Raw genomic sequence first — 22,656 nt, forward strand, 5'->3', positions numbered from 1 at the left:
TCGGGGTTCGGGGTTCGCGGTTCGAGACGCAGGTTCAGGCGGTCTTCGGTTCGGTCAGGTTCAGCTCCACCGTCATGCGCTCACGCATGACGAACTTCTGCACCTTGCCGGTGATGGTCATCGGCATCTCGTCGACGAAGCGGATGTAGCGCGGGATCTTGTAGTGGGCGATCTGCTCGCGGCAGAAAGCGCGGATCTCGTCCTCGGTGGCGCTCTGGCCGGGCCGTAGCACGATCCAGGCGCAGATCTCCTCGCCGTACTTCGGATCGGGCACGCCGAACACCTGCACGGCCTGCACCTTGGGGTGGCGGAAGAGGAACTCCTCGATCTCGCGCGGGTAGACGTTCTCGCCGCCGCGGATCAGCATGTCCTTGACGCGGCCGACGATATTGCAGTAGCCGTCGGCGTCGATGGTGGCGAGGTCGCCGGTGTGCATCCAGCCGTCGCGGATGGCCTCGGCCGTGCGCGCCTCATCCTCCCAGTAGCCCTGCATCACCGAATAGCCGCGCGTGCACAGCTCGCCGGTGGCGCCGACCGGCAGCACCTGGCCGTCGACGTCGACCACCTTGCACTCCAGGTGCGGATGGACGCGCCCGACCGTGGCCACGCGCTTGTCGAGCGGGTCGTCGGTGGCGCTCTGGAAGGACACCGGGCTGGTCTCGGTCATGCCGTAGGCGATGGTCACCTCGGCCATGTGCATGTCCTTGATCACCCGCTTCATCACCTCGATCGGGCAGGGCGCGCCGGCCATGATGCCGGTGCGCAGCGAGGAGAAGTCGTAGCTGCCGAAGTCGGGGTGGTCGAGCTGGGCGATGAACATGGTCGGCACGCCGTGCAGGGCGCTGCAGCGCTCCTCGCTGACCGCCGCCATGGTGGCGACCGGGTCGAAGGCCTCGCCGGGGAACACCATGCAGGCGCCGGTGGACACGCAGGCCAGCACTGCCAGCACCATGCCGAAGCAGTGGTAGAGCGGCACCGGGATGCACAGCTTGTCCTGCTCGGTGAAGCGCATCGCCATGGCGATGTAGCGGGCGTTGTTGAGGATGTTGCGGTGCGTCAAGGTGGCGCCCTTGGGGGCGCCGGTGGTGCCGCTGGTGAACTGGATATTGATCGGGTCGTTGCGGTCGAGCGAGGCCGTCAGTGCGTCCAGTTCGGCACGTGGCACGGCGGCGCCGCGCGCCACCATCTCGTCGAAATTGAGCATGCCCGGCGTGCGTGCCTCGCCCATGCGGATCACCCAGCGCAGCGCCGGCAGGCGCGCCGCCTGCAGCGCGCCGGGTGCGCTGGCGGCCAGCTCGGGCGCCAGCGTCTGCAGCATCTCCAGGTAGCGCGAGGTCTTGAAGGTTTCCGCCGCGATGATGGCCTTGCAGCCGACCTTGTTGAGCGCGTACTCCAGCTCGGCCAGCCGGTAGGCCGGATTGATGTTGACCATGACCAGGCCGGCGCGCGCGGTGGCGAACTGGGTCAGCAGCCATTCCACCCGGTTCGGCGACCAGATGCCGACACGATCCCCGCGGCGCAGGCCGAGCGCCAGCAGGCCGGCGGCCATGGCATCGACCGCGGCGGTGAACTCGCGCCAGGTCCAGCGCACGCCCTGTTCGCGGAACACCACCGCCGGCCGCTCCGGGAAGCGCGCCGCGGTGGCGGCGAGGAAGTCCGGGATGGTCTGCTCGGACAGCGGGATGCGGGTATCGCCGCGCACGTGCGACATTCCGTCGAGGGGAAGGCCCACGGCTGTCTCGGTGCGGGTGGTGTCGGTCATGGTCGTCTCCAGATGGGTGCTTGCCGTTGAATGTTGAGTGTGTCTCAACTATGTTACGGCTATCTGACTGCCTGATTTTTTTGCTTTATTTCTGCTTTGAGCGACGATCGCTTCGCCGCCAACGGGGTAAAATTACACCGGCATTGGCAAAATTGCAAATGCAAATTGAGTGACATTCAAGAAACTGCGGAGCACGGGCGGAGGCGGCAGCCGCCATCCCGGCCGGCCCACGCAAAGAGGATAGTTCCATGGACGACACCCTGGCCAGGCGGCGCGTACCGGCGCGCGCCAAGGCGGAACAACGCATACGCGACATCCTGCGGATCAGCCGCGAGGTGTTCTCCGAGCTGGGGTACGAGCGCACCACCACGACCGAGATCGCCCAGCGCCTGGGGATCTCGGAAGGCACCATCTTCACTTACTTCCACAGCAAGCGCGAACTGTGCGCGCGCGTGATCCAGGACTGGTACGACGAGATCATCGCCGCCATCGAGAACGGCATGCCGCGCGGCCAGAGCACCCGGGCGCAGCTCGAGTTCTTCATCCATACGCACCTGCGGCTGTTCCTGATCCAGGGCACCGGCCTGTGCGCCCTGGTGCTCTCCGAAGGGCGCGCCAAGGGACAGGGCCTGGGCGAGGTCTTCCTGCCGCTGCAGCGCCGCTACACCGCGCCGCTGATGGACCTGCTGGCGCGCGCACGGGAAGCCGGCGAGATCCGCGCCGACCTGCCGCTCAGCCTGCTGCGCTCGGCCATCCTCGGTCCGATGGAGCACGTGCTGTGGGATGCGGTGGTGGGCGGGCGCCCGGTCGACATCGAGAAGACGGCGCAGCACCTGGTGGCCTTGCTGTGGCCGGCTTTGCTGCCGCCTGATCTGGAGGTGGCGGCGTTGAAGCGGTTTTATGGGGAGGTGGGGGTGGCGTTGAGGCGGGTGGAGGAGGGGAAGTAGGTTTGCCTTGCTCTGGCGCTTGGGGTTGGGCGATGTCGGTATGCGAGGCAACGGCCTGTTTCGGCTCTCGTGACTCTGTGAAGGCGCGCCGGGTGCGGCTCAACCCCCCCTCGCGTGCTGGGGCAAAGAGCGGCCGGGCCCCAACTCGGATCGCCTTAAGGCGATCCTCAGACAGGGGGCCCTCTAATCCGCTCTTTGCCTCAGCCCGCGAGGCGCCGCACACGGCAGGGAAAAGAAGTCACGCCTCGCTGCGCTTCGGGTGGGGGTGTTCGGCCAGCTCGCTGGCCGAACACCAATGCACGCGTGACTCGATGCCTTGTCGCTTGTTTTCGGGCGGTGTTCGTGTGCGGGGCAACGGCCTGTTTCGACTCCCCTGCGGGGAGCCGACTGGCTTTCGTGACGCAAGGCTTTTGCGCGTGGATTCGAGTGGTATCGGTCAGTGTGACAACGGCCTGTTTCGACTCCCCCTGCGGGGGAGCCGACCTACTTTCTTGGTCTTGCCCAAGAAAGTAGGCAAAGAAGGCGCGCCGGGTGCGGCTCAACCCCCCCTCGCGTGCGGGGGCAAAGAGCGGCCGGGCCCCAACTCGGATCGCCTTAAGGCGATCCTCAGACAGGGGGCCCTCTTTTCCGCTCTTTGCCCCAGCCCGCGAGGCGCCGCACACGGCAGGGAAAAGAAGTCACGCCTCGCTGCGCTTCGGGTGGGGGTGTTCGGCCAGCTCGCTGGCCGAACACCAATGCACGCGTGACTCGATGCCTTGTCGCTTGTCTTCGGGCGGTGTTGGTTTGCGAGGCAACGACCTGTTTCGACTCCCCCTGCGGGGGAGCCGACCTACTTTCTTGGTCTTGCCCAAGAAAGTAGGCAAAGAAGGCGCGCCGGGGGCGGCTCAACCCCCCCTCGCGTGGTGGGGCAAAGAGCGGCCGGGCCCCAACTCGGATCGCCTTAAGGCGATCCTCAGACAGGGGGCCCTCTTTTCCGCTCTTTGCCCCAGCACGCGAGGCGCCGCACACGGCAGGGAACAGACGCCACGCCTCGCTTCGCTTCGGGTGGGCTGTGTTCGGCCAGCAGCTGGCCGAACACCAATGCACGCGTGATTCGATGCCTTGTCGCTTGTTTTCGGGCGGTGTTCGTGTGCGGGGCAACGGCCTGTTTCGACCCCCTGCGGGGAGCCGACTCGCTTTCGTGACGCACGGCTTTTGCGCGTGGATTCGAGTGGTATCGGTCAGTGTGACAACGGCCTGTTTCGACTCCCCCTGCGGGGGAGCCGACCTACTTTCTTGGTCTTGCCCAAGAAAGTAGGCAAAGAAGGCGCGCCGGGTGCGGCTCAAAAACCCCTCGCGTGCTGAGGCAAAGAGCGGCCGGGCCCCAACTCGGATCGCCTTAGGGCGATCCTCAGACAGGGGGCCCTCTAATCCGCTCTTTGCCCCAGCCCGCGAGGCGCCGCACACGGCAGGGAACAGACGCCACGCCTCGCTTCGCTTCGGGTGGGCTGTGTTCGGCCAGCTGCTGGCCGAACACAAAGGCTTAGCAAACCTGGCTGTTATGCAAAAGTGAGCCCGCTCGCAGACCAACGGTTGGCCTTTCCCTCCCGTGTGCGGCGCCTCGCGAATGGGCCCCGGCCGCCGATGAAGCCCGTCCGCTGTCTGAGCGGCCGCAGGCCGCGAGTTCGGACGGGCGCGGCGGCCGGGGCCCATTCGCGAGGGGGGGTCGCCGCACCCGGGTCGCCTTTCTTTGCTTACTTTCTTTGGCGAGACAAAGAAAGTGAGTCGGCTCCCCGCAGGGGAGTCGAAACAGGCTTTTGTCTCGCAGACCAACACCGCCCGAACCCAAACGGCAAGGTACCAAATCACCAGAGCAAGCCGTTGCCAAGCACACCGACAAGCCATCCCAAAACCAACCAACTCAAGCCCAAAAGATCAAGCCATCTGACTCAACGCCCTACGAAACCGCCCCAGCGAAAACGCAAACAAGACACTGCCGATCACCAGCAGGAAAAGAAACGGCTTCCAGACCACGCCCATCCCAGCACCACGATAGAGAATGGCCTGCCCAAGCTCGACGAAGTGGGTGGTCGGCGCCGCCAGCATGATGACCTGCACGAACTCCGGCATGCTCTCGCGCGGCGTGCTGCCGCCCGACAGCATCTGCAGCGGCAGCAGCACGAGCACCAGCAGCATGCCGAACTGTGGCATGCTGCGCGCCAGCGTGGCCATGAAGATCCCCATCGAGGTGGTGGCGAACAGGTGCAGCGCGGCGCCGGCCAGGAACAGCCACATCGAACCCTCGATGGGAACGTGCAGCGCGCCGCGCACGACGAAGGTGAGCGAGAAGCCCGCCGCCAGCAACACCACCAGGCCCATCGACCACACCTTGGCCAGCATGATCTCGGTCGGCGTGACCGGCATCACCAGCAGGTGCTCGATGGTGCCGTGCTCGCGCTCGCGGATCAGCGCGGCGCCGGTCAGGATGATGGAGAGCATGGTGACGTTGTTGATGATCTCCATCATGGCGCCGAACCACGACTGGGTCAGGTTGGGGTTGAAGCGCATGCGCACGGCGAGGTCGACCGGCAGGTCGGCGGCGGCGCGGTAGCGGCGCACGAATTCGTTGATTTCGTCGTTGAGGATCTGCTGGACGTAGCCGCTGCCGGTGAAGGCCTGGCTCATGCGGGTGGCGTCGATGTTGAGCTGGATCTCGGCCGGACGCCCCGCCAGCACGTCGCGCTGCAGGTTGGGCGGGATGTCGAGCGCGAAGGTGTAGCGGCCGGCGTCCATGCCGGCGTCGGCCCCGGCCGGGCTGACCATGGCCGGGGCGGAGAAGTGCGGCGGGTAGAAGGCCGAGACGATGCGCGAGGACAGCGGCGAGCCGTCGTTGTCGGTGACGGCGATGGGGGCCATGTGCAGGGTTTCGGGAATCGCCGTGGCCGAGGTGTAGATCGTCACGGTGAAGGCGAACACGATCAGGATCAGCATCATGGGATCGCGCACCAGGCTCCACAGCTCCTTGACCCCCAGCCGGTAGATATTGGCCAGGTGGCGGGGCCGGGTGCGGGTGGTGGGCGCGGCCGGGCTGGCGTCTTGCCGGGCGGGCGCGGCGGCCCCGGTGTCGTTGGCGTTCATCTCAGCTCTCCTGCTTCTTCAGCAGCGCCACCGAGGCGCCCAGGATCACCGGTACCGCGAGCAGCAGCGGCCAGAAGGCGCTGCGCAGGTCGGCGAAGTCGAGCGCCTTGCTGAACACGCCGCGGCTGACGGTCAGCATATAGGTGGCGGGGTAGACCTGCCCGATCAGGTAGCCCGCTCCCTCCAGCGAGGCGACCGGGTTCAGCAGGCCGGCGAACTGCACCGCGGGCACCATGGTTCCCATCATGGTGAAGAAGAGGGCGGCGATCTGGCTGCGGGTGAAGGTGGAGGCCAGCAGGCCGATGGCGGTGGCGATCACGCAGTAGATGGCGGCCGCCAGCAGCAGGGTGGGGAAGCTGCCCTTGATCGGCACGTCGAACAGCGTCACCGCCAGCAGTGTCATCAGCAGGAAGTTCAGCATGGCCAGCAGCACGTAGGGCGCCTGCTTGCCGAGCAGGAATTCCAGGCGCGTGACCGGGGTCACGTAGAGGTTGATGATCGAGCCCAGTTCCTTCTCGCGCACCACGGCGAGGGCGGTCAGCATGGCCGGCATCATCAGCAGCAGCAAGGGAATCACCGCCGGCACCATGGCCGGCAGGCTGCGCACGTCGGGGTTGTAGCGGAAGCGCGTTGCCACCGTGACCGCCGTGCCGACGCTGGTGCCGAGGCGCTGGCGCGCCTGCTCGGCCAGCCAGCCCTGGTGCATGCCCTGCACGTAGCCGCGCACGGTCTCGGCGCGCTGGGGCATGGCGCCGTCGATCCACACGCCGATCTGCACCGCTTTGCCGCGCGCGGCGTCGCGCGCGAAGCCGGGCGGGATCTCGATGGCCAGGGATAGTTCGCCGCTGCGCATGCGCCGGTCCATCTGCGCGTAGTCGGTGATCGGGGCCTGCTCGATGAAGTAGCGCGAGCCGGCAAGGTTCAAGCGGTAGTTCTCGCTCAGCGCCGTCTGGTCGCGGTCGAGCACGGCATAGTGCAGGTCTTCCACATCCATGCTGATGCCGAAGCCCATGACGAACATCAGCAGCAGGGAGCCGGCCAGCGCCAGGGTGGCGCGCACCGGGTCGCGGCGCAGTTCCAGCGCTTCGCGCCACATATAGCTGAGGGCGCGGCCCAGGCTGAAGCCGCGCGTGGGCGTGGGCGCGTGTCCACCACCGCTGTCGAGGATGGCGGCGGATTCCGATTCGGCGCCATCCGGCTGGCCGCCCTGCGTACCCGCGCCGGCGTCGACCAGGTAGGCGATGAAGGCCTCTTCCAGCGTGGCGGCGCCGCGCTGGCGCGTCAGCGCGTGCGGGGTGTCGCTGACCAGCACGCGGCCGGCGTGCATCAGCGAGATGCGGTCGCAGCGCTGGGCCTCGTTCATGAAGTGGGTGGAGATGAAGATGGTGACGTGATCCTCGCGCGCCAGCGCGATCAGCAGGCGCCAGAAGTTGTCGCGCGCGACCGGATCGACGCCCGAGGTCGGCTCGTCGAGGATCAGCAGTTCGGGCTTGTGCACCATCGCCACCGCCAGCGAGAGGCGCTGGCGCACCCCCAGCGGCAGGCTGTCCGGCAGCGTGTCGAGCACCTCCGCCAGGTGGAAGCGCGCCACCATCTCGTCGACGCGCGCCGGGATGTCCGCTTCCGGCACATGGAACAGGCGGGCGTGCAGCACCAGGTTCTGGCGCACGGTCAGCTCGCCATACAGCGAAAAGGCCTGCGACATGTAGCCGACGCGCCGGCGCGTGTCGAGGTCGCGCGGATCGACTGCCTTGCCGAACAGCCAGGCCGTGCCCTCGCTGGCCGGCAGCAGCCCGGTCAGCATCTTCATGGTGGTCGACTTGCCGCAGCCGTTGGAGCCGAGGAAGCCGAAGATCTCGCCGCGGCGGATGCGGAAGTTGACGTGGTCGACGGCGGTGAAGTCGCCGAAGCGCATGGTCAGGTCGCGCGCTTCGATGGCGATCCTGGCCTGCTCGTCCACGCGCAGCGGTGTGATCGCCACGGGCTGGTGGCCGCGCCGCTTCGCCTCCGGCAGCAGGGCGATGAAGGCGGCTTCCAGCGCATCGGTGCCGGTGCGCGCCAGCAGCTCGTCCGGTGTGCCGGTGGCGAGCACGCGGCCGCCGTCCATGGCGACCAGCCAGTCGAAGCGCTGCGCCTCGTCCATGTAGGCGGTGGCGACGATCACGCTCATGCCCGGGCGCTGGCGGCGGATGCCGTTGATCAGGTCCCAGAACTGGGCGCGCGCGAGCGGGTCCACGCCGGTGGTGGGCTCGTCCAGGATCAGCAGGTCGGGATCGTGGATCAGGGCGCAGCACAGTCCCAGCTTCTGCTTCATGCCGCCGGACAACTTGCCGGCCGGGCGGCCGAGGAAGGCGTGCATGCCGGTGGCGCGCGTCAGGGTATCGATGCGGCGGCGCCGTTCCTCGCGGTCGTGGCCGAACAGGCGGCCGAAGAACTGCAGGTTTTCCTCCACCGACAGGGTCGGGTAGAGGTTCTTGCCCAGGCCCTGCGGCATATAGGCAATGCGCGGACAGACCGCGTCGCGGTGGCGGGCGCTCGCCATGTCGCCACCGAGGACCGTCACCGTGCCTTCCTGCACCGCCCGCGAGCCCGCCGCCAGCGCCAGCAGGCTGGACTTGCCGACGCCGTCGGGGCCGATCAGGCCGACCATGCAGCCGGCGGGGATGTCCTGGGTGATGGCATCGAGCGCGAGCGTGCTGCCGTAGCGCAGCGTCACGCCCCGGACCTGGACGGCGGGCGGGGGCCGGTTCGCCATCACGGTACCCGCACCTGCAGCTTGTCCGGCCACTGCGCCTTGGCGTCGAGCTTGAGCCAGGCGATGCCGGGCACGCCGGTCTTGACGTATTCCAGGTGGCGGCGCAGCAGCTCGGGCGGGATCTGCGCCTTGACGCGGAACATCAGCTTCTGGCGTTCGCTGGCGGTCTCCACGGTCTTGGGCGTGAACTGAGCCGTGCTGGCGACGAAGCTGACCTTGGCCGGGATCACGTACTGCGGCACGGCGTCGAGCACGATGCGCACGTCGTCGCCCATGGCGACCCGGCCGGCGACCTGCTCGGGCAGGAAGAAGGTCATGTAGACGTCGGCCAGGTCGACCATGTTCAGCACCTTGCCGCCGGCGCCCAGCACTTCGCCGGCCTGGGCGACGCGGTACTGCACGCGGCCGTCGCGCGGGGCGCGCAGTTCGCTGTCGCGGATGTCGGCGTCGATGCGCGCGATGGTGGCCTCGGCGGCGGCCACCGAGGACTGGGTGCCGGTCTGCTCGGCGCGCGCGGCATCGATGGCCGCCGCCGCGGCGGTCACCTGCGCGCGGGCGGCGTTGACGGCGGCTTCGGCGCTGTGCACGCGGGCGCGGTCGTCGTCCAGTTCCTGCATCGACGAGGCGCCTTCACGCGACAGCGTCTCGGAGCGCGCGAAGCGGCGCCGTGCCGCATCGAGTTCGCTCTCACGCTGCACCACCACGGCCTCGGCGGCGCGCCGGTCGCTTTCGCGCAGGGCCACCTGGGCCTTGGCGCTGGCCACGGCGTTGATGGCGCGCTGGCGCTGGGCGTCGGCTTCCTCACGCTGTGCCTGCAGCGTGTCGCTCTGCATGCGCGCCAGCGGCTGGCCGGCCTTGACGAAGTCGCCGTCGGTGACGAGCACCGCGGTGACGCGGCCGGCCAGCTTGGTGGCGACGTCGATCTCGGTGGCTTCGATGCGGCCGTTGCCGCTGACGAATCCGTCGCCCGGTCCGTCGTGGCCGATCAGCTTCCAGCCGTAGTAGGCGGCGCCGGCGAGGGCCAGCACGACGAAGGCGGGGAGGAGTTTGCGGGCGGGCAGAGGCATGGGTTCGATCTGGTGGCCTGGTTGTCAGGGGGTGGCGTCCGCGTGTGGCGTGGCGGACAGGGTGCTCGCGACGTCCTCCGGGGCGGCATCGAGCGTGCCGATGCCACCGGCCAGCGCGGTGTAAAGCGCCACGCGGCTGGAGATGAGCGCGCGCCGTGTCTGCACGAACTGCTGCTGGGCGGAGAGCAGGTCGCGCTGGGCGTCGAGCACTTCGAGGAAGGGCGAGGCGCCGTGGTCGTAGCGCAGGCGCGCCAGGCGCTCGCGTTCGCCTTGCGCCTTGACGGTGGCGCCCAGCGTTGCGACCTGGCGCGCCAGCCAGTAGCGCGCGGCGAGCGCGTCGGAGACGTCGCGGAAGGCCGCCTGCACGGTGCGTTCGTAGGTGGCCACGGCCTGGTCGCGCCGGACTTCGGCCAGGTCCAGCCCGGCGCGCCGGCGTCCGGCGTCGAAGATCGGCAGGCTGATGCTGGGCGCGAAGCTCCAGGCGCGGCTGGGGCCGGTGAACAGGCCATCCAGCTCGGCACTGGCGGTGCCGAAGGCGCCGGTCAGGGTCACCTGCGGGAAGAAGGCGGCACGCGCCGCGCCGATATTGGCGTTGGCGGCGCGCAGCTGGTGTTCGGCGGCGACGATGTCCGGCCGCTTGTCCAGCAGTTCGGCGGGCAGGCCGGCCGGCAGGTCGCGCTGCACGGCATCGTCGTCGAGGCGCTCGCTCGCCGGCGGCAGCGCCAGCGGCGTGCCCACCAGCAACTCCAGCGCATGGGCCTGCTGCGCGCGCGTCTGCTCGAGCTGGGCGCCGAGCGCCTGCGCCTGCTCGTACAGGGTCTCGACCTGGGTCAGGTCGAGCTTGGAGATGGCGCCCACCTCGTAGCGCCGCCGGAAGATGCGCAGGGACTCGCCGCGGCTGGCGATGGTCTGGCGCGTCAGGGCCAGCCGCTCGTCATACTCGCGCAGGGTCAGGTAGGCATCGGCTACCTCGCCCACCAGGCTGAGCGTGAAGGCGCGGCGCGCGGCGTCGGTGGCCAGGTAGTTCTCCAGCGCCGCATCCTTCAGGTTGCGCACGCGGCCCCAGAAATCCAGCTCCCAGCCGGCGGCGCCCAGGCTGACCTGGTACTGGCTGGCGGTGAGCGGCCGGCCGCTCAGGTTGAGGTCGCCGGGAGTCCGGGCGCGCGTGCCGTCGGCCTGCAGGCCGACGGTGGGAAAGAGGTCGGCGCGCCGGATTGCGTAGGCGGCGCGTGCTTCCTCCACGCGCAGCACGGCGACGCGCAGGTCGCGGTTGTTGGCCAGCGCGGTGCCGATCAGGCCGCGCATGGCGGGATCCTGGAAGTAGCTCTGCCAGGACACTTCGGCAGCCGGCGTCGTGCTGGTGCCCTGCGTCTCGGCCACGGCTGCGTCGTAGCGATCGGCGACCGGCAGCGGCGGTGCCTGGTAGGAGGGGGCCAGCGACATGCAGCCGGCCAGCAGGGGGCCGAGCAGCGAGCCGAGCAGGGCCGCGGGCAGCCAGTGCGGCGCCAGCGGCGCGTGCGCGGAGGAATGCGATCGAGCAGGGTGGCGCGGCATGGTTCATGGCTCCAGCACGTAGCTGCCCGGCGCATCGCCCAGTGCGGCAGAACCGTGGCGCCGCGCGGCCATGCGCGGCGGCGCGCCCGGCGGGCCGGACAGGTTGTCCAGCCAGTCCACCCATTGCGGCCACCAGGAGCCGGCCTGCGCCGGCGCGGCCTGGAGCCACTCGTCGGGCGTCATGCTGGCCTGGCCCGCGGGGCGGCACAGCACGCGGTAGCTGCGATGCGGATGGCCCGGTTCGCTGACGATGCCGGCGTTGTGGCCGCCGCTGGTCAGCAGGAAGGTCAAGGGGGCCGGCGACAGGTAATGCAGCTTGTAGACCGAGCGCCATGGCGCCACGTGGTCGGTCTCGGTGCCCACGCAGAAGACCGGCAGGCGCAGGTCGCCGAGCATCACCGGCTTGCCGCCGACCTGGTAGCGGTTTTCCGCCAGGTCATTGTCGAGGAACAGCCGGCGCAGGTATTCGGAATGCATGCGCGCGGGCATGCGCGTGGCATCGGTGTTCCAGGCCATCAGGTCGGACATCGGGCGGCGCTGCCCGAACAGGTAGTCGTTGACCATGCGCGACCACAGCAGGTCGTAGGGGCGCAGCATCTGGAAGGCGCCCGCCATCTGCTGGGCGGTCAGGTAGCCGGTGCGCGCCATCTGGGCCTCCAGCAGGCTGACCTGGCTCTCGTCGATGAAGAGGCCGAGCTCGCCGGGCTCGCTGAAGTCGGTCTGCGCGCAGAACAGGGTCAGGCTGGCGAGGCGCGTGTCGCCGTCGCGCGCCATGGCCGCCGCCGCCAGGGACAGCAGCGTGCCGCCCAGGCAGTAGCCGGTGGCGTGGATGCGGGCCTTGGGCACGATGGCCTGGACCGCGTCGAGCGCGGCCTGCACGCCCTGCCTCAGGTAGTCGTCCATGCCGACGTTGCGGTAGGACGCATCGGGGTTCTTCCAGGAGATGCAGAAGACCGTGTAGCCCTGGCCGACCAGATAGCGGATCAGCGAGTTGTCCGGCGACAGGTCGAGGATGTAGTACTTCATGATCCAGGCAGGGACCACCAGGATCGGCTCGGGCCGTACCTTGCCGGTCGCCGGGCGGTATTGCAGCAGTTCGATCAGCTTGTTGCGGTACACCACCTTGCCCGGGGTGATGGCCACTTCCTGGCCGACGCGGAAGCGTTCGGTGCCGGCCGGGCCCTGGCCGGCGAGCTGGCGCAGCGAGTCATCCCAGGCATTGCGGGCCCCGCGCAGCAGGTTGGCGCCGCCTTCCTCGAGCGTGCGGCGCAGTGCCACCGGGTTGGTGGCGAGCTGGTTGCCGGGCGACAGCATGTCCAGCCACTGGCGGGCGGCGAAGGCCACCAGTTGCGCGTGGTGCGGTTCGACTCCGGGCACGTCGCGCGTGGCCTCGGTCCACCAGCTCTGCATCAGCAGGAAGCGCTGGTGCCACAGGTTGAAGGGCCATTGCCGCCACGCGGGATCGGCGAAGCGGCGGTCGGCGGCGGGCGGGTCGATGCAGGTGTGTGCGCTGCCGGGGCCGGCGGCCAGGCACTCGGCGAGATAGCGGTTCAGTTCGGCGGCGCCGGTGGCGACGTGCTCGGCGAGTTCGATACGCTTGCCGGGCGCCATGGCGAGATGGGAGGCCCAGTCCAGCCAGGCCAGCGCCCCCGCGGCGGGGGACAGCGAGCCGGTCCAGCGGGCGAGGGCGCCGCGCGCGGCCGTGTCGAGTGCAGCCGCGGCGGTGTCGCGGTGCGGCCGTTCGGGAGAAGTGCTCATGCGAAATCGGCTCCGTATCGGGGCCGGACGGGCGGCGGCGCGCCGCGCGTCCGGCAGGCATTGCGGCGCCGGCGGGGCTTCTGGCCCGGCCGGCGCGCCCGGGGCACGCGGTTTCGTGCCCATGGCGGCCATTCTGAACAAAGTGACCGCGAAGGACCTTGATGCGTGTCAAGTTACTGACCGGCCAGTCGGTTTCTAATGGGGCTCCGAAGTCGACCGCTGCCGCGCGACCCGCGGCGCCGTGCTGCCATGCCGTTGCCTCGTCGCAACCCGCCGTCCGAGCCACCGCCCGACTTGCTACCTTCCGCCGCATCCGCCGCCAACCCGGTGACGGGGACCGGGCGCCGACGCCTGCCACCCGCCTTGCGCGTCGAGCAGATCCTGGGCGCCGCGTTGTGCGAATTCTCGGCGCGGGGCTATGCCGACACCCGCATGGAGGACATCGCGCGCCGCGCCGGCCTGTCCAAGGGCGGCCTCTATGTGCATTTCGCCAGCAAGGACGAGGTGCTGGAGGCGCTGCTGGCCGGCAAGCTGACGCCGCGCCCGCTCGATAGGGAAGCCATGCTCGCCGGCGTGGCGAGCGCGCGTGAACTGGCCGAGCGCTTGGTCGGCCATCTCCACACCAACCTGGCCGATCCGGCCATGGTCGGCACCATGCGCCTATTGTGCGCCGAGAGCGCGCGCGTGCCGCGCCTGGTCGAGCGCTGGCGCCGTGCCGCGCTCGACGGTATGCATGCGGAGATCGCCGGCCTGCTGCGCGAAGCGGTGCGGCGCGGACTGTGCCGCGAAGGCGTGGCCCTGGACCATCCCTGGCTGCTGGTATCGCCCTTCGTCCACATCCTGCTGACGGCGATCGTCGGCGGCGCGCCGGACGAGGCCGAACTGGCGCAGCGACGCGCGGCCCATGTCGAGATGTGCTGCGCGCTGTTCGGCGGACGCGCTGCCGGCGCGGCGCTTGATCCACATCAAGACATGTGCGCTTAAGCGGCGGGAAAGGCAGTCTGCGCCGGCGCGGCGGCTGCCGGGCTGCGGCCGCCGTTGCTACACTGGCCTGCCCCGCGGGCGGTGTCGCCGCCGCGGGGCCAGCAGCAAGACTCCAGCCTTGAAGAAATGAAGATGACAACAGCTTCCGCCCCAGGAGGCGATCGATGACGGTCGACGGCGCCCCCCCAGATCCGCGCGGCCACGACGCGCCGCATGCCGGCCCGGCCCTGGCAACCCACCCGGGCACCACGCCCGCCGGCCGCCGCGCCGGCGCCGCGGCAAGCTGCGGCGGTGAGCACCGCGCCATGGTCACGCTGGCCAGCCTGACCATGGCCGGCTGCGCACGCTATCCCGGCGCGGCCGGCCACCTGATCCGCACCGCCCATATCGCGGCCTGCCTGGCCGACCTGATGGCCCTGGATGCCACCCTGCAGCAGCGTATCCGCCTGGTTACCCCCGTGCATGATGTCGGCAAGCTGGCGATTCCAGATGAGATCCTGCTCAAGCCCGGCCGGTTGGCGCCGGACGAATGGCGCACCATGGAGCGGCATACCGAGATCGGTGCCGAGGCGCTGGCCTCGGGCAGCCACGAATTGCTGCAGTTCGCGGCAATGATCGCGCGCCATCACCACGAACGCTTCGATGGCAGCGGCTATCCGGCGCGGCTGGCGGGCCACGGCATTCCCCTGGCGGCGCGCGTGGTGGCGGTGGCCGATGCCTTCGACGCCATGACCGAGACGCGCTGCTACCGCCCCCGCATGACGGATGACGATGCCTGCTCGATCATCGCCGGCGGCAGCGGCACGCATTTCGATCCCGAGGCGGTGCGCGCCTTCCTCGATGGCTTCGCCCAGGTGCGGCGCGCACGCGCGACGGCCGATGCCTTGCTGGCGCGGGGCAGCGATACCCAGGCGGTCTCCGACTTCTACCGCCTGGCGCCACAGGACTTCCGCCTGGCGGCGCGCGTTGCCTCGCGGCTGGCGCAGCACGCGCTGCGCTTGTCCGTGCCGGCCTGAGGCGGCCACGGCGTTCCCGCGGCACCGGCACCGGCACCGGCACCAGGAGGCAGCAGCTGTCCGTGCGAGGCTTTGTATCAATGGAGATACGTATAAGTAAATGCACATTGCTTCGTTCTAAGTACAAGGCGAGGCCGGGACAATCGGCGCAGGCGCGATGGAGCGCCCCCCGCAGGCGGGTGGCGCCGCGCGCGCCGACGCCCTTTCTGGTTCCTGTCCGAAGCCATGTCCACGATCCCGATCCGCCTCGTTTCCCTGCTCGCCAGCGCCACGCTGGCCGCCGCCGCGCTGCCTGCGCGCGCCGACACCGCCATCCTCAACGCCGGCTATGACGTCACGCGCGAGCTGTACCGCGAACTCAATCCCGGCTTCGTCGCCAGCTGGAAGCAGGCCAGCGGCGAGACCGTGACCGTCAACCAGTCGCACGGCGGCTCCAGCAAGCAGGCCCGCGCGGTCGCCGATGGCCTCGACGCGGACGTGGTGACGATGAACCAGGAAACCGATATCGACATCCTGGTGCACAAGGGCGTGGTGGCGCAGGACTGGAAGAAGCGCCTGCCGGACAACGCCGCGCCGTACTATTCCACCATCGTGTTCCTGGTGCGCAAGGGCAACCCGAAGCGCATCGCCGACTGGGACGACCTGGGCCGCGCCGGGGTGCAGGTGATCGTGCCCAATCCCAAGACCTCGGGCAACGGCCGCTACACCTACCTGGCGGCCTGGGGCGCGGCCCTGCGCAAGGGCGGCGGCGAGGCCCAGGCGCGCGAGGCGGTCGCGCGCCTGTTCCGCAACGTGCCGGTGCTCGACACCGGCGGACGCGGCGCCACCACCACCTTCACGCAGCGCCAGCTCGGCGACGTGCTGGCCACCTTCGAAAGCGAGGTGCTGCAGATCCGCAAGGAGCTGGGCGACGGCTTCGACGTGGTCTACCCGAGCCAGTCGATCGTGGCAGAGGCGCCGGTGGCCGTGGTCGACAAGGTGGTGGACAAGCGCGGCACGCGCAAGGTAGCCACCGCCTACCTGCAATACCTGTGGTCCGATGCCGGCCAGGACGTGATCGCGCGGCAGTTCTACCGCCCGCGCTCCGCCGCCGTACTCAGGGCGCATGCGGCGCAGTTCCGCCCGCTCCAGCTCTTCACCGTCAGCGAGGTGTTCGGCAGCTGGGCCCAGGCGCAGGCGCGCCATTTCGCCGACGGCGGCGAGTTCGACAAGATCTACCAGGCGCGCCAGTAGCCGCTGGCATCATCCGCCGGTACCGCGCGGCGGCCGTTGGCGGCAGGGTTCCGCCGCCGCTGGTGTCCTGGCTCAATCCATGGGCGAGGCAGGGCCCTCGGCGCCGGGGGCGAAGCTGTCGCCAAGATAGGCCCGCACCGTCGCCAGGATCTCGTCCGACAGCGGATCCCCGGCGCAGGCGCGCGCCAGGCCGAGCGCGCCCACCATGGCGCTGAAGGCGACCATGGCGCGGACCTCGGCCTGCGCCCGGGCCGCTCCCTCCGTGCCGCCAAGCAGTCCGGCGAGCGTCCCTAGCGACTGGCGCAGTTGCTGCGCGTAACGGGCGCGTGCCGCATCGTCGGCGCGTCCGACATCGCCTGCCAGTGCCGCCACCGCGCAGCCGCTGCCCGGCGCGTCGCGGTGCGCCGGGCTGAGATAGGCCTCGACGCGCTGGCGGAAGCCGGCGCCGTCCGTGCCCGCCTGGGCCGACGCTGACAGCGCGCAGTCGAGCGCTTCCTTCACCAGCGCGCCGCGCGAATCGAAATGCTTGTAGAAGCCGCCGTGCGTGAGCCCGGCTTCCTGCATCAGGCCGGCGATGCTCAGGCCTTCGATGCCTCGCTCGCGAAAGCGCCGGGCCGCCGCCTGCACGATGCGGGCGTGGCTTTCCCGTTTGTCTTCCCTTGAGTGGCCCATGGTGTCCCTGTGGTTGCACATGTTGATGCACATGTGCGGCGTGCGGGCTCGGCCGCTGCCGGATGGCCTGTCGCCGATTGCCCCGCCTTTCTGGATGTTATTTGACATCCAGATACATGACAACTAACATCCAAAAACCGCCGGCACCGGCCACCGGGAGCGGCGGGGGCAAGTGCCTTGCCGAGCGGCGGCGCCGTGTCCTGCCTGCTCCATCCGGTCCGCTCCGGTCCGTCCTGACCGCTCGATCGATTCGATACGCTTCATCCACCCGATGCATTGCATCCGGCCCGTTGCCGGAAAGGAATCCACTGTGCAGATCCAGAATGCCGTCGCCCTCGTCACGGGTGCCAATCGCGGCCTCGGCCGTGCCATCGCCGAGGCCCTGCTCGCGCGGGGCGCGCGCAAGGTCTACGCCGGCGTGCGCCAGCCGGAGCGCCTCGACCTGCCCGGCGTCGAGCCGGTGCGCCTCGATGTCACCGATCCCGCTGCCGCCGCGGCGGCAGCCGCGCAGTGCGGTGACGTCAACCTGCTGGTCAACAATGCGGGCATCGCGCGCGTGATCGGTTTCCTCGATGCGCAGGCCGCCGACGCCACGCGCGAGATCTTCGAGACCAACCTGTACGGATTGATCCACATGAGCCAGGCCTTCGCGCCGGTGCTGGCAGCGAACGGCGGTGGGGCCATCGCCAACGTGCTGTCGGTGGCGAGCTGGATCAATGCCGGCCGGCTCAGTGTCTACGCGGCCTCCAAGTCGGCGGCCTGGGGCTTCACCAACGGCCTGCGCAATGAACTGCGCGGGCAGGGCACCCAGGTGGTGGGCCTGCACGTCGGCTTCATCGACACCGATCTCACCAAGGGCTTCGACGTGCCCAAGGCGGATGCGCGCGACGTCGCGGCGCAACTGCTGGATGGCATCACTGAGGGCCAGGAAGAGGTGCTCGCCGACGACATCACGCGCGCGGTCAAGCAGGGACTGTCGCAGCAGCCCGGCATCTACCTGGACCCGCCGCAGCGCTGAGGCGGGTGCCGGAGGGCGCCGCCGGACGCTGCCGGGCGCGCGCGGGATCAGAGTGTCAGCAGTTCGCGCAGGACCATGTGCAGGCCCAGCAGCGCCAGCGTGCCGAGGAAGCAGCGCTTGAACAGCAGCGGCGACAGCCTCTGGCGCAGCCATTGGCCGGCAGCCATGCCGGCCAGCGCGGGCGCCAGCATCAGCGCGGACTCGCCCAGCAGCCGGCCCGAATAGCTGGTGCTGAGGGCGAGGCCCGCCGCCAGCGCCAGCGTGGACACCGTGAAGGACAGGCCCATGGCCTGGATCAGTTCGTCGCGCCGCAGGCCGAGGGCTTGCAGGTAGGGCACGGCAGGGATGACGAAGACGCCGGTGGCGGCCGTCACCAGCCCGGTGGCGGCGCCGAGGGCGGGGCCCAGCCAGCGCTCGGCCCGTGGCGGCACCGTCCAGTGGGCGCCGGCCAGGCCCCAGGCGGCGTAGGCAAGCAGCGCCAGGCCGAGCGCCACCCCGGCCCAGGCGCCGGCGGGCGCGCCCAGCAGCCAGGCGCCGGCCAGCGTGCCGGCACAGGCGCCGCACTGCATCGGCGCCAGCCGACGCGCCACCGGCCCCAGCGCGGCCCAGGGCCGCACCTGCCAGACATTGGTGAAGAAGGACGGCAGGATCAGCAGCGCGGCGGCCTGCGCGGGCGGCATGAACAGGGCCAGCATGGCCATCGAGAAGGTCGGCAGTCCCAGCCCGACCACGCCTTTGGCGACGCCGGCAGCGGCGAACACGGCGGTGGCCGCCAGCAGCGGCGCGGCGTCGGGCAGGGAGAAGGCTTCGGCAGGCATGTCGGCAGGGCGGTGGATACCGCATCGGGTCTCGGGACGGGCAGCGTTGCGGAACGCATTGTGGGCGCCTTCCGGCACCTCGCAAATTTGGAAGTCACGAAGCGAGCCTCAGGCAGGACCAGAGGCAGGACGTGCTAAGGTGGCGGCATGCGTTTCGACCTGACCGACCTGCGGCTTTTCCTCAACGTCCTCGAGGCGGGCACCATCACGGGCGGGGCAGAGGCGACGCACATGACGCTGGCATCGGCCAGCGAGCGCGTGCGCGCCATGGAGGACACGCTCGGCGCCGCGCTGCTGTTGCGCGAGCGGCGTGGCGTGCGCCCGACCGCCGCCGGCCACACGCTGGCCCAGCATGCCCGCCTGGTGCTGCATCAGGTAGAACGCCTGCAAGGCGAGCTGGGCGGCTACGGTCGCGGGCTGCAGGGCCATATCCGCCTGCTGTGCAATACCTCCGCGCTGAGCGAGCATCTGCCGCAGGCCCTCAGCGGCTTCCTCGCGGAGCACCCGCTGATCTCGGTGGAGCTGGAGGAGCGGGTCAGCTACGAGATCGTCGACGCGGTGCGCAACGACCTGTGCGATATCGGCGTGGTATCCGACGCGGCCGATCTCGCCGGCCTGCAGTCTTTCGTATTCCGTGCCGACCCGCTCGCGCTGATCGTGCCGCGCGGCCATGCGCTGGCCCAGCGCGCCGGCGCCAGCCTGGCCGACGTGGTCGACCAGCCCTTCGTCGGCCTGTCCGAAGGCAGCGCGCTGCAGGAGCACGTCGAACACCACGCGCGGCGCCAGGGCCGGCGCCTGGCCTACCGGGTCCGGCTGCGCAGCCTGGAGGCGATCTGCCGCATGGTCGGCGCGGGGATCGGCGTCGGCATCGTGCCACAGGCAGTGGCGGTGCGCTGCGCCCGCGCCGCCGGCATCAAGCGCATCGCCCTGAGCGACGCCTGGGCGGCGCGCAGCCTGATGCTCTGCGTGCGCGAGCTCGAGGCTCTGCCGGTGCCGACGCGGCAACTGGTGCGGCATCTGCTGCAAGGAGCGCCAGGACAGTAGTGTCCTGAATCACAATGAGGCCGTTGTCCACGCTGGAGAGCGGCCTGGCCCTGGCCAAGCAGATGCCTGGGCTGCAGTACGATGCAGCCGGTGACGCCTTTGCGCTGTGTGACAGCGAATGCGGCTATGGCCTCTTGCGCATTGAAGCGGTTTTGACCGTCCTGTGCGCGCTTGACGCCGCTTGTGCGATGGCGCAGGCCTCTTCCGACGCGTAGCGCGGATCCGATGTGATGCGCAAAGGCGAAATCGAGCAGGTTCCATGGGCCGCTGGCTTCGCCCAGGCCGGGCGAAGCCAGCGGCGCAGGCTCAGAACTTGTGGCGAAGGCCTACCGCCACGCCAAGCTGGTCCTTTTCGTTGGGCGCGATCTGGTACGCCGCGATTGCGCCGTTCAGGTTCTCGAAGTTGAGTGCGGCGTTCTTCGTGTAGGCTGTGCTGAGATAGACGTCGGTTCGCTTCGAAAGCGAATAGTCGGCGATCAAGGTGACTTGCCAGGGCTTCCTCGGAGAGGTCACGCCCGTCGCGGTGTAGAGCCTCTTCACGTTGTCGTAGTAGAACGCGCCGGTCAGTTGCAGGGCGCCGCTTGCCTGATAGTTCAAGGCGAACCACCACATGTCGTCACGTGCGGCCGTGTTGGTGGCGACGATGCCGTTGTTGTTGTAGCGATAGGCGGCTTGCATCAGCAGGTCGGGCGTGATCTGGTAACGCAGGCCCACGGCTGCCTTCTGCGTGCGGCTGAAATTGCCGGCCGTCTTGGCGCTATTGATGCTATCGTAGGCACCCGCGATGCCGAGCTGACCGATGCGGTAGTCGAAGCCGGCACCGTATCCAGCCGAGCCTTGCACCGTGCCTGGCTGCTCGCCGAAGCTCCAGTGCATTTCCGCTGCCAGGGGGCCGAGGTCGAGATGGTATTTCACCATATTGTCCTCGCGCAGATTTGCCCCGGCGATGCCGACCACGGGTTCATAGGTGGTGGCATAGGCCGTCGGCGAATAGTTGGCCATCATCAGAAACAGCGATGTGTATTGACGCCCCAACGTTACCTGATGACCGCCCGCACCGAGGCCAACCCATGCCTGGCGGCCGAATAACCTCCCGCCTTGCGTCGAACTGCCCGTGTCCAGGCTGAAGCCACTCTCCAAGGCAAAAATGGCCCGCTTGCCTCCGCCCAAGTCTTCTGTGCCACGCAGGCCCCACCGGCTGGGCGACAGGCCACCGGAGTTCAGGGCGACTCTGGATTGTCCGCCTGAACCGCTGCCCAGGTTGTGATTGGTGTACTCCACGTTGGCGTCGACGACCCCATAGAGCGTGACCCCGGATGTTTGGGCTGCCGCGGCGGCACTGGCCAGTGCACAGGCGAGCCCGAAAAGACGCGTCTTCATCTAGTTTCCTCCTTCTTCGTCTCGGTTGTTCTCAGTACGCTGATTGATGACCGATCATCGCATACTGGTATTTGTAAAATAATTAGTGGTATACGTTATGTTGGTGAAAAAATACAACATATGAAATTATTTCTACCTGCGCGGCGCTACGTTTGACAGTGATGTGTCGGACAGCGAATCAAGCTGCGGCGGACCAGTCGGAGAAGCGCCGGCCGTTGCGAGCGAGTTCCGCCAGCAGGGGGGAGGGTTGCCACCAGTAACCGTGCTCATCGTGGAAGCGTTGGATATCGGCGTACACGCTGGCCAGCCCGATCTGGTCTGCGTAGTACATCGGTCCGCCGCGGTAGGCCGGGAAGCCGTACCCGGTGACGTAGACGATGTCGATGTCACTCGGACGCAGCGCGATACCTTGTTCGAGCAGCCTGGCCCCTTCGTTGACCATGCCGTACAGGCAACGCTTGAGAATCTCTTCTTCGCTGATGGGGCGCCGCTTGAAGCCGAGCCGCGCAGACTCTTCGACGATGAATTGCTCCAGCTGCGGGTCTCGATGCGGCGTGCGGCTCCCGGGCTCGTAGCGGTACCATCCAGCGCCGCTCTTCTGTCCGAGGCGGCCCTGCTCCGTCAGTTTGAGGATCATGTCGTTCCAGCGCCTGTCCTGCGGCCGTGTCGCCATTTGCGCCTTGCGCGTCTGGTAGCCGACGTCGTTTCCCGCCATGTCGTGCACGGCAAAGATGCCCATGGCGTAGCCAAAACTCATCAGTGCCTGGTCTACCTCGTGCGGTAGCGCGCCTTCTTCGAGGAGGAAGTGTGCTTCGCGCGTGTAGTTGCGAAACAGCGCATTGCCGATGAAGCCTGGGTAGATGCGCGCCAGCACGGATGTCTTTCCCATCTTCCGGCCCAGCCCCATCAGTGTGGCGATCACGTCCGGCGCGGTCTCCCGGGCGCGGACCACTTCGAGAAGGCGCATCACGTGGGCGGGGCTGAAGAAGTGGGCGCCAATCACGTCCTGCGGGCGCCGCGTGGCGTCGGCGATTGCGTCGACGTCCAGCCCCGAGGTGTTGGTGGCGAGAATTGCGCCTGGCTTACAGAGTGCATCGAGCTGGCGGAAGATCTGCTGCTTGAGCGCCAGGTCTTCGAAGACAGCTTCGATCACGAGATCTGCTGAAGCCGCATCGGCCAAGTCGACCGAGCCGCGGATTCGGGCAAGCCGCTCCTCCATGGCTGCCGCATCGAGCCTGCCGCGCGCGACGCTGCCGGCATAGTTGTCACGCACGCGTTGAAGTCCGGATGCGAGTCCTTGCGCACTGCTGTCGATCAAGGTGACGGGAATGCCGATATTGGCGAGGGCCATGGCAATGCCACCCCCCATGGTACCGGCGCCGACAACGGCAACTTCGTGGATCGGGCGTGTCGTCGTGTCGACCGGGATGCCCGGGATGTTTGCGGCCTCGGCCTGGGCAATGCGCACGTATTCGGCGGCGTCCTGCGCTGCCTGGGATTGCGGCGTGATGGGGAGCGTGGTCATGATCGG

The 22,656-nt window shown here is 68.9% G+C and carries 17 protein-coding genes; 7 read left to right on the plus strand and 10 right to left on the minus strand.

The features are described from left to right. Positions 1-34: 34 nt before the first annotated feature. The gene (locus tag BKK80_RS26435; protein ID WP_071039887.1) at positions 35-1,762 is read right to left on the minus strand and encodes an AMP-binding protein; all 1,728 of its coding nucleotides are present in this window, start codon (positions 1,760-1,762) and stop codon (positions 35-37) included. A 248-nt stretch (positions 1,763-2,010) separates the two neighbouring features. Between BKK80_RS26435 and BKK80_RS26440 the strand changes: the two genes are divergently transcribed. Then, on the plus strand, positions 2,011-2,709 hold the full coding sequence (locus tag BKK80_RS26440; protein WP_071020512.1) for a TetR/AcrR family transcriptional regulator: 699 nt from the start codon (positions 2,011-2,013) through the stop codon (positions 2,707-2,709). A gap of 1,914 nt (positions 2,710-4,623) precedes the next feature. Here BKK80_RS26440 and BKK80_RS26445 read toward each other — a convergent pair. The 5 genes from BKK80_RS26445 to BKK80_RS26465 are packed head-to-tail and all read right to left on the minus strand — an operon-like array spanning position 4,624 to position 13,083. Beyond that, positions 4,624-5,826 (minus strand): ABC transporter permease, encoded by a 1,203-nt coding sequence (locus BKK80_RS26445; protein ID WP_083384542.1) that lies wholly within the window; start codon positions 5,824-5,826, stop codon positions 4,624-4,626. Between the two features lies 1 nt (position 5,827). Further along, positions 5,828-8,581, minus strand: a complete 2,754-nt coding sequence (gene rbbA / locus BKK80_RS26450) for a ribosome-associated ATPase/putative transporter RbbA (protein ID WP_071071934.1) — start codon at positions 8,579-8,581, stop codon at positions 5,828-5,830. Continuing rightward, a complete protein-coding gene (locus BKK80_RS26455) occupies positions 8,581-9,648 on the minus strand; it encodes an HlyD family secretion protein (RefSeq protein ID WP_071071936.1) in 1,068 nt (355 codons plus the stop codon). The genes rbbA and BKK80_RS26455 overlap by 1 nt, the downstream gene beginning before the upstream one ends. A gap of 24 nt (positions 9,649-9,672) precedes the next feature. Next, entirely contained in the window at positions 9,673-11,202 is a 1,530-nt protein-coding gene (locus BKK80_RS26460) for an efflux transporter outer membrane subunit (protein ID WP_084545770.1), read from the minus strand. Positions 11,203-11,205: 3 nt separating this feature from the next. Continuing rightward, positions 11,206-13,083: a PHA/PHB synthase family protein gene (locus tag BKK80_RS26465; RefSeq protein ID WP_083384541.1), complete on the minus strand. Its 1,878-nt coding sequence runs from the start codon at positions 13,081-13,083 to the stop codon at positions 11,206-11,208. Positions 13,084-13,209: 126 nt separating this feature from the next. On the opposite strand from BKK80_RS26465, the gene BKK80_RS26470 reads away from it, so the two are divergent. From BKK80_RS26470 to BKK80_RS26480, 3 genes are all read left to right on the plus strand, one after another. Beyond that, the gene (locus tag BKK80_RS26470) at positions 13,210-13,944 is read left to right on the plus strand and encodes a TetR/AcrR family transcriptional regulator (protein ID WP_083384540.1); all 735 of its coding nucleotides are present in this window, start codon (positions 13,210-13,212) and stop codon (positions 13,942-13,944) included. 164 nt (positions 13,945-14,108) lie between these two features. Further along, the gene (locus tag BKK80_RS26475) at positions 14,109-14,960 is read left to right on the plus strand and encodes an HD-GYP domain-containing protein (protein ID WP_231908136.1); all 852 of its coding nucleotides are present in this window, start codon (positions 14,109-14,111) and stop codon (positions 14,958-14,960) included. A 225-nt stretch (positions 14,961-15,185) separates the two neighbouring features. After that, positions 15,186-16,193, plus strand: a complete 1,008-nt coding sequence (locus BKK80_RS26480) for a sulfate ABC transporter substrate-binding protein (protein ID WP_071020496.1) — start codon at positions 15,186-15,188, stop codon at positions 16,191-16,193. Between the two features lie 72 nt (positions 16,194-16,265). Here the strand turns inward: BKK80_RS26480 and BKK80_RS26485 are convergent, their stop codons facing one another. Further along, positions 16,266-16,865 (minus strand): TetR/AcrR family transcriptional regulator, encoded by a 600-nt coding sequence (locus BKK80_RS26485; protein WP_071020494.1) that lies wholly within the window; start codon positions 16,863-16,865, stop codon positions 16,266-16,268. A 310-nt stretch (positions 16,866-17,175) separates the two neighbouring features. Here BKK80_RS26485 and BKK80_RS26490 point away from each other — a divergent pair, with 310 nt between their 5' ends. Next, positions 17,176-17,883: an SDR family oxidoreductase gene (locus tag BKK80_RS26490; protein WP_071039893.1), complete on the plus strand. Its 708-nt coding sequence runs from the start codon at positions 17,176-17,178 to the stop codon at positions 17,881-17,883. A gap of 47 nt (positions 17,884-17,930) precedes the next feature. Here the strand turns inward: BKK80_RS26490 and BKK80_RS26495 are convergent, their stop codons facing one another. Then, complete coding sequence (locus BKK80_RS26495) at positions 17,931-18,701, minus strand: sulfite exporter TauE/SafE family protein (RefSeq protein WP_157903346.1); 771 nt, start codon at positions 18,699-18,701, stop codon at positions 17,931-17,933. A gap of 147 nt (positions 18,702-18,848) precedes the next feature. Between BKK80_RS26495 and BKK80_RS26500 the strand changes: the two genes are divergently transcribed. After that, positions 18,849-19,745, plus strand: a complete 897-nt coding sequence (locus BKK80_RS26500; RefSeq protein ID WP_071020489.1) for a LysR family transcriptional regulator — start codon at positions 18,849-18,851, stop codon at positions 19,743-19,745. A gap of 23 nt (positions 19,746-19,768) precedes the next feature. After that, the gene (locus BKK80_RS26505; RefSeq protein WP_156811493.1) at positions 19,769-19,960 is read left to right on the plus strand and encodes a hypothetical protein; all 192 of its coding nucleotides are present in this window, start codon (positions 19,769-19,771) and stop codon (positions 19,958-19,960) included. A gap of 91 nt (positions 19,961-20,051) precedes the next feature. Here the strand turns inward: BKK80_RS26505 and BKK80_RS26510 are convergent, their stop codons facing one another. Beyond that, positions 20,052-21,125 carry a porin gene (locus tag BKK80_RS26510; protein ID WP_071020483.1) on the minus strand — a complete coding sequence of 358 codons (1,074 nt, stop codon included), beginning with the start codon at positions 21,123-21,125 and terminating at the stop codon, positions 20,052-20,054. 178 nt (positions 21,126-21,303) lie between these two features. Next, entirely contained in the window at positions 21,304-22,650 is a 1,347-nt protein-coding gene (locus tag BKK80_RS26515) for a 3-hydroxyacyl-CoA dehydrogenase (RefSeq protein ID WP_071071938.1), read from the minus strand. Between the last annotated feature and the right edge of the window lie 6 nt (positions 22,651-22,656).

Origin of the sequence: Cupriavidus malaysiensis (genome assembly GCF_001854325.1) — a bacterium.
Classification (GTDB): domain Bacteria; phylum Pseudomonadota; class Gammaproteobacteria; order Burkholderiales; family Burkholderiaceae; genus Cupriavidus; species Cupriavidus malaysiensis.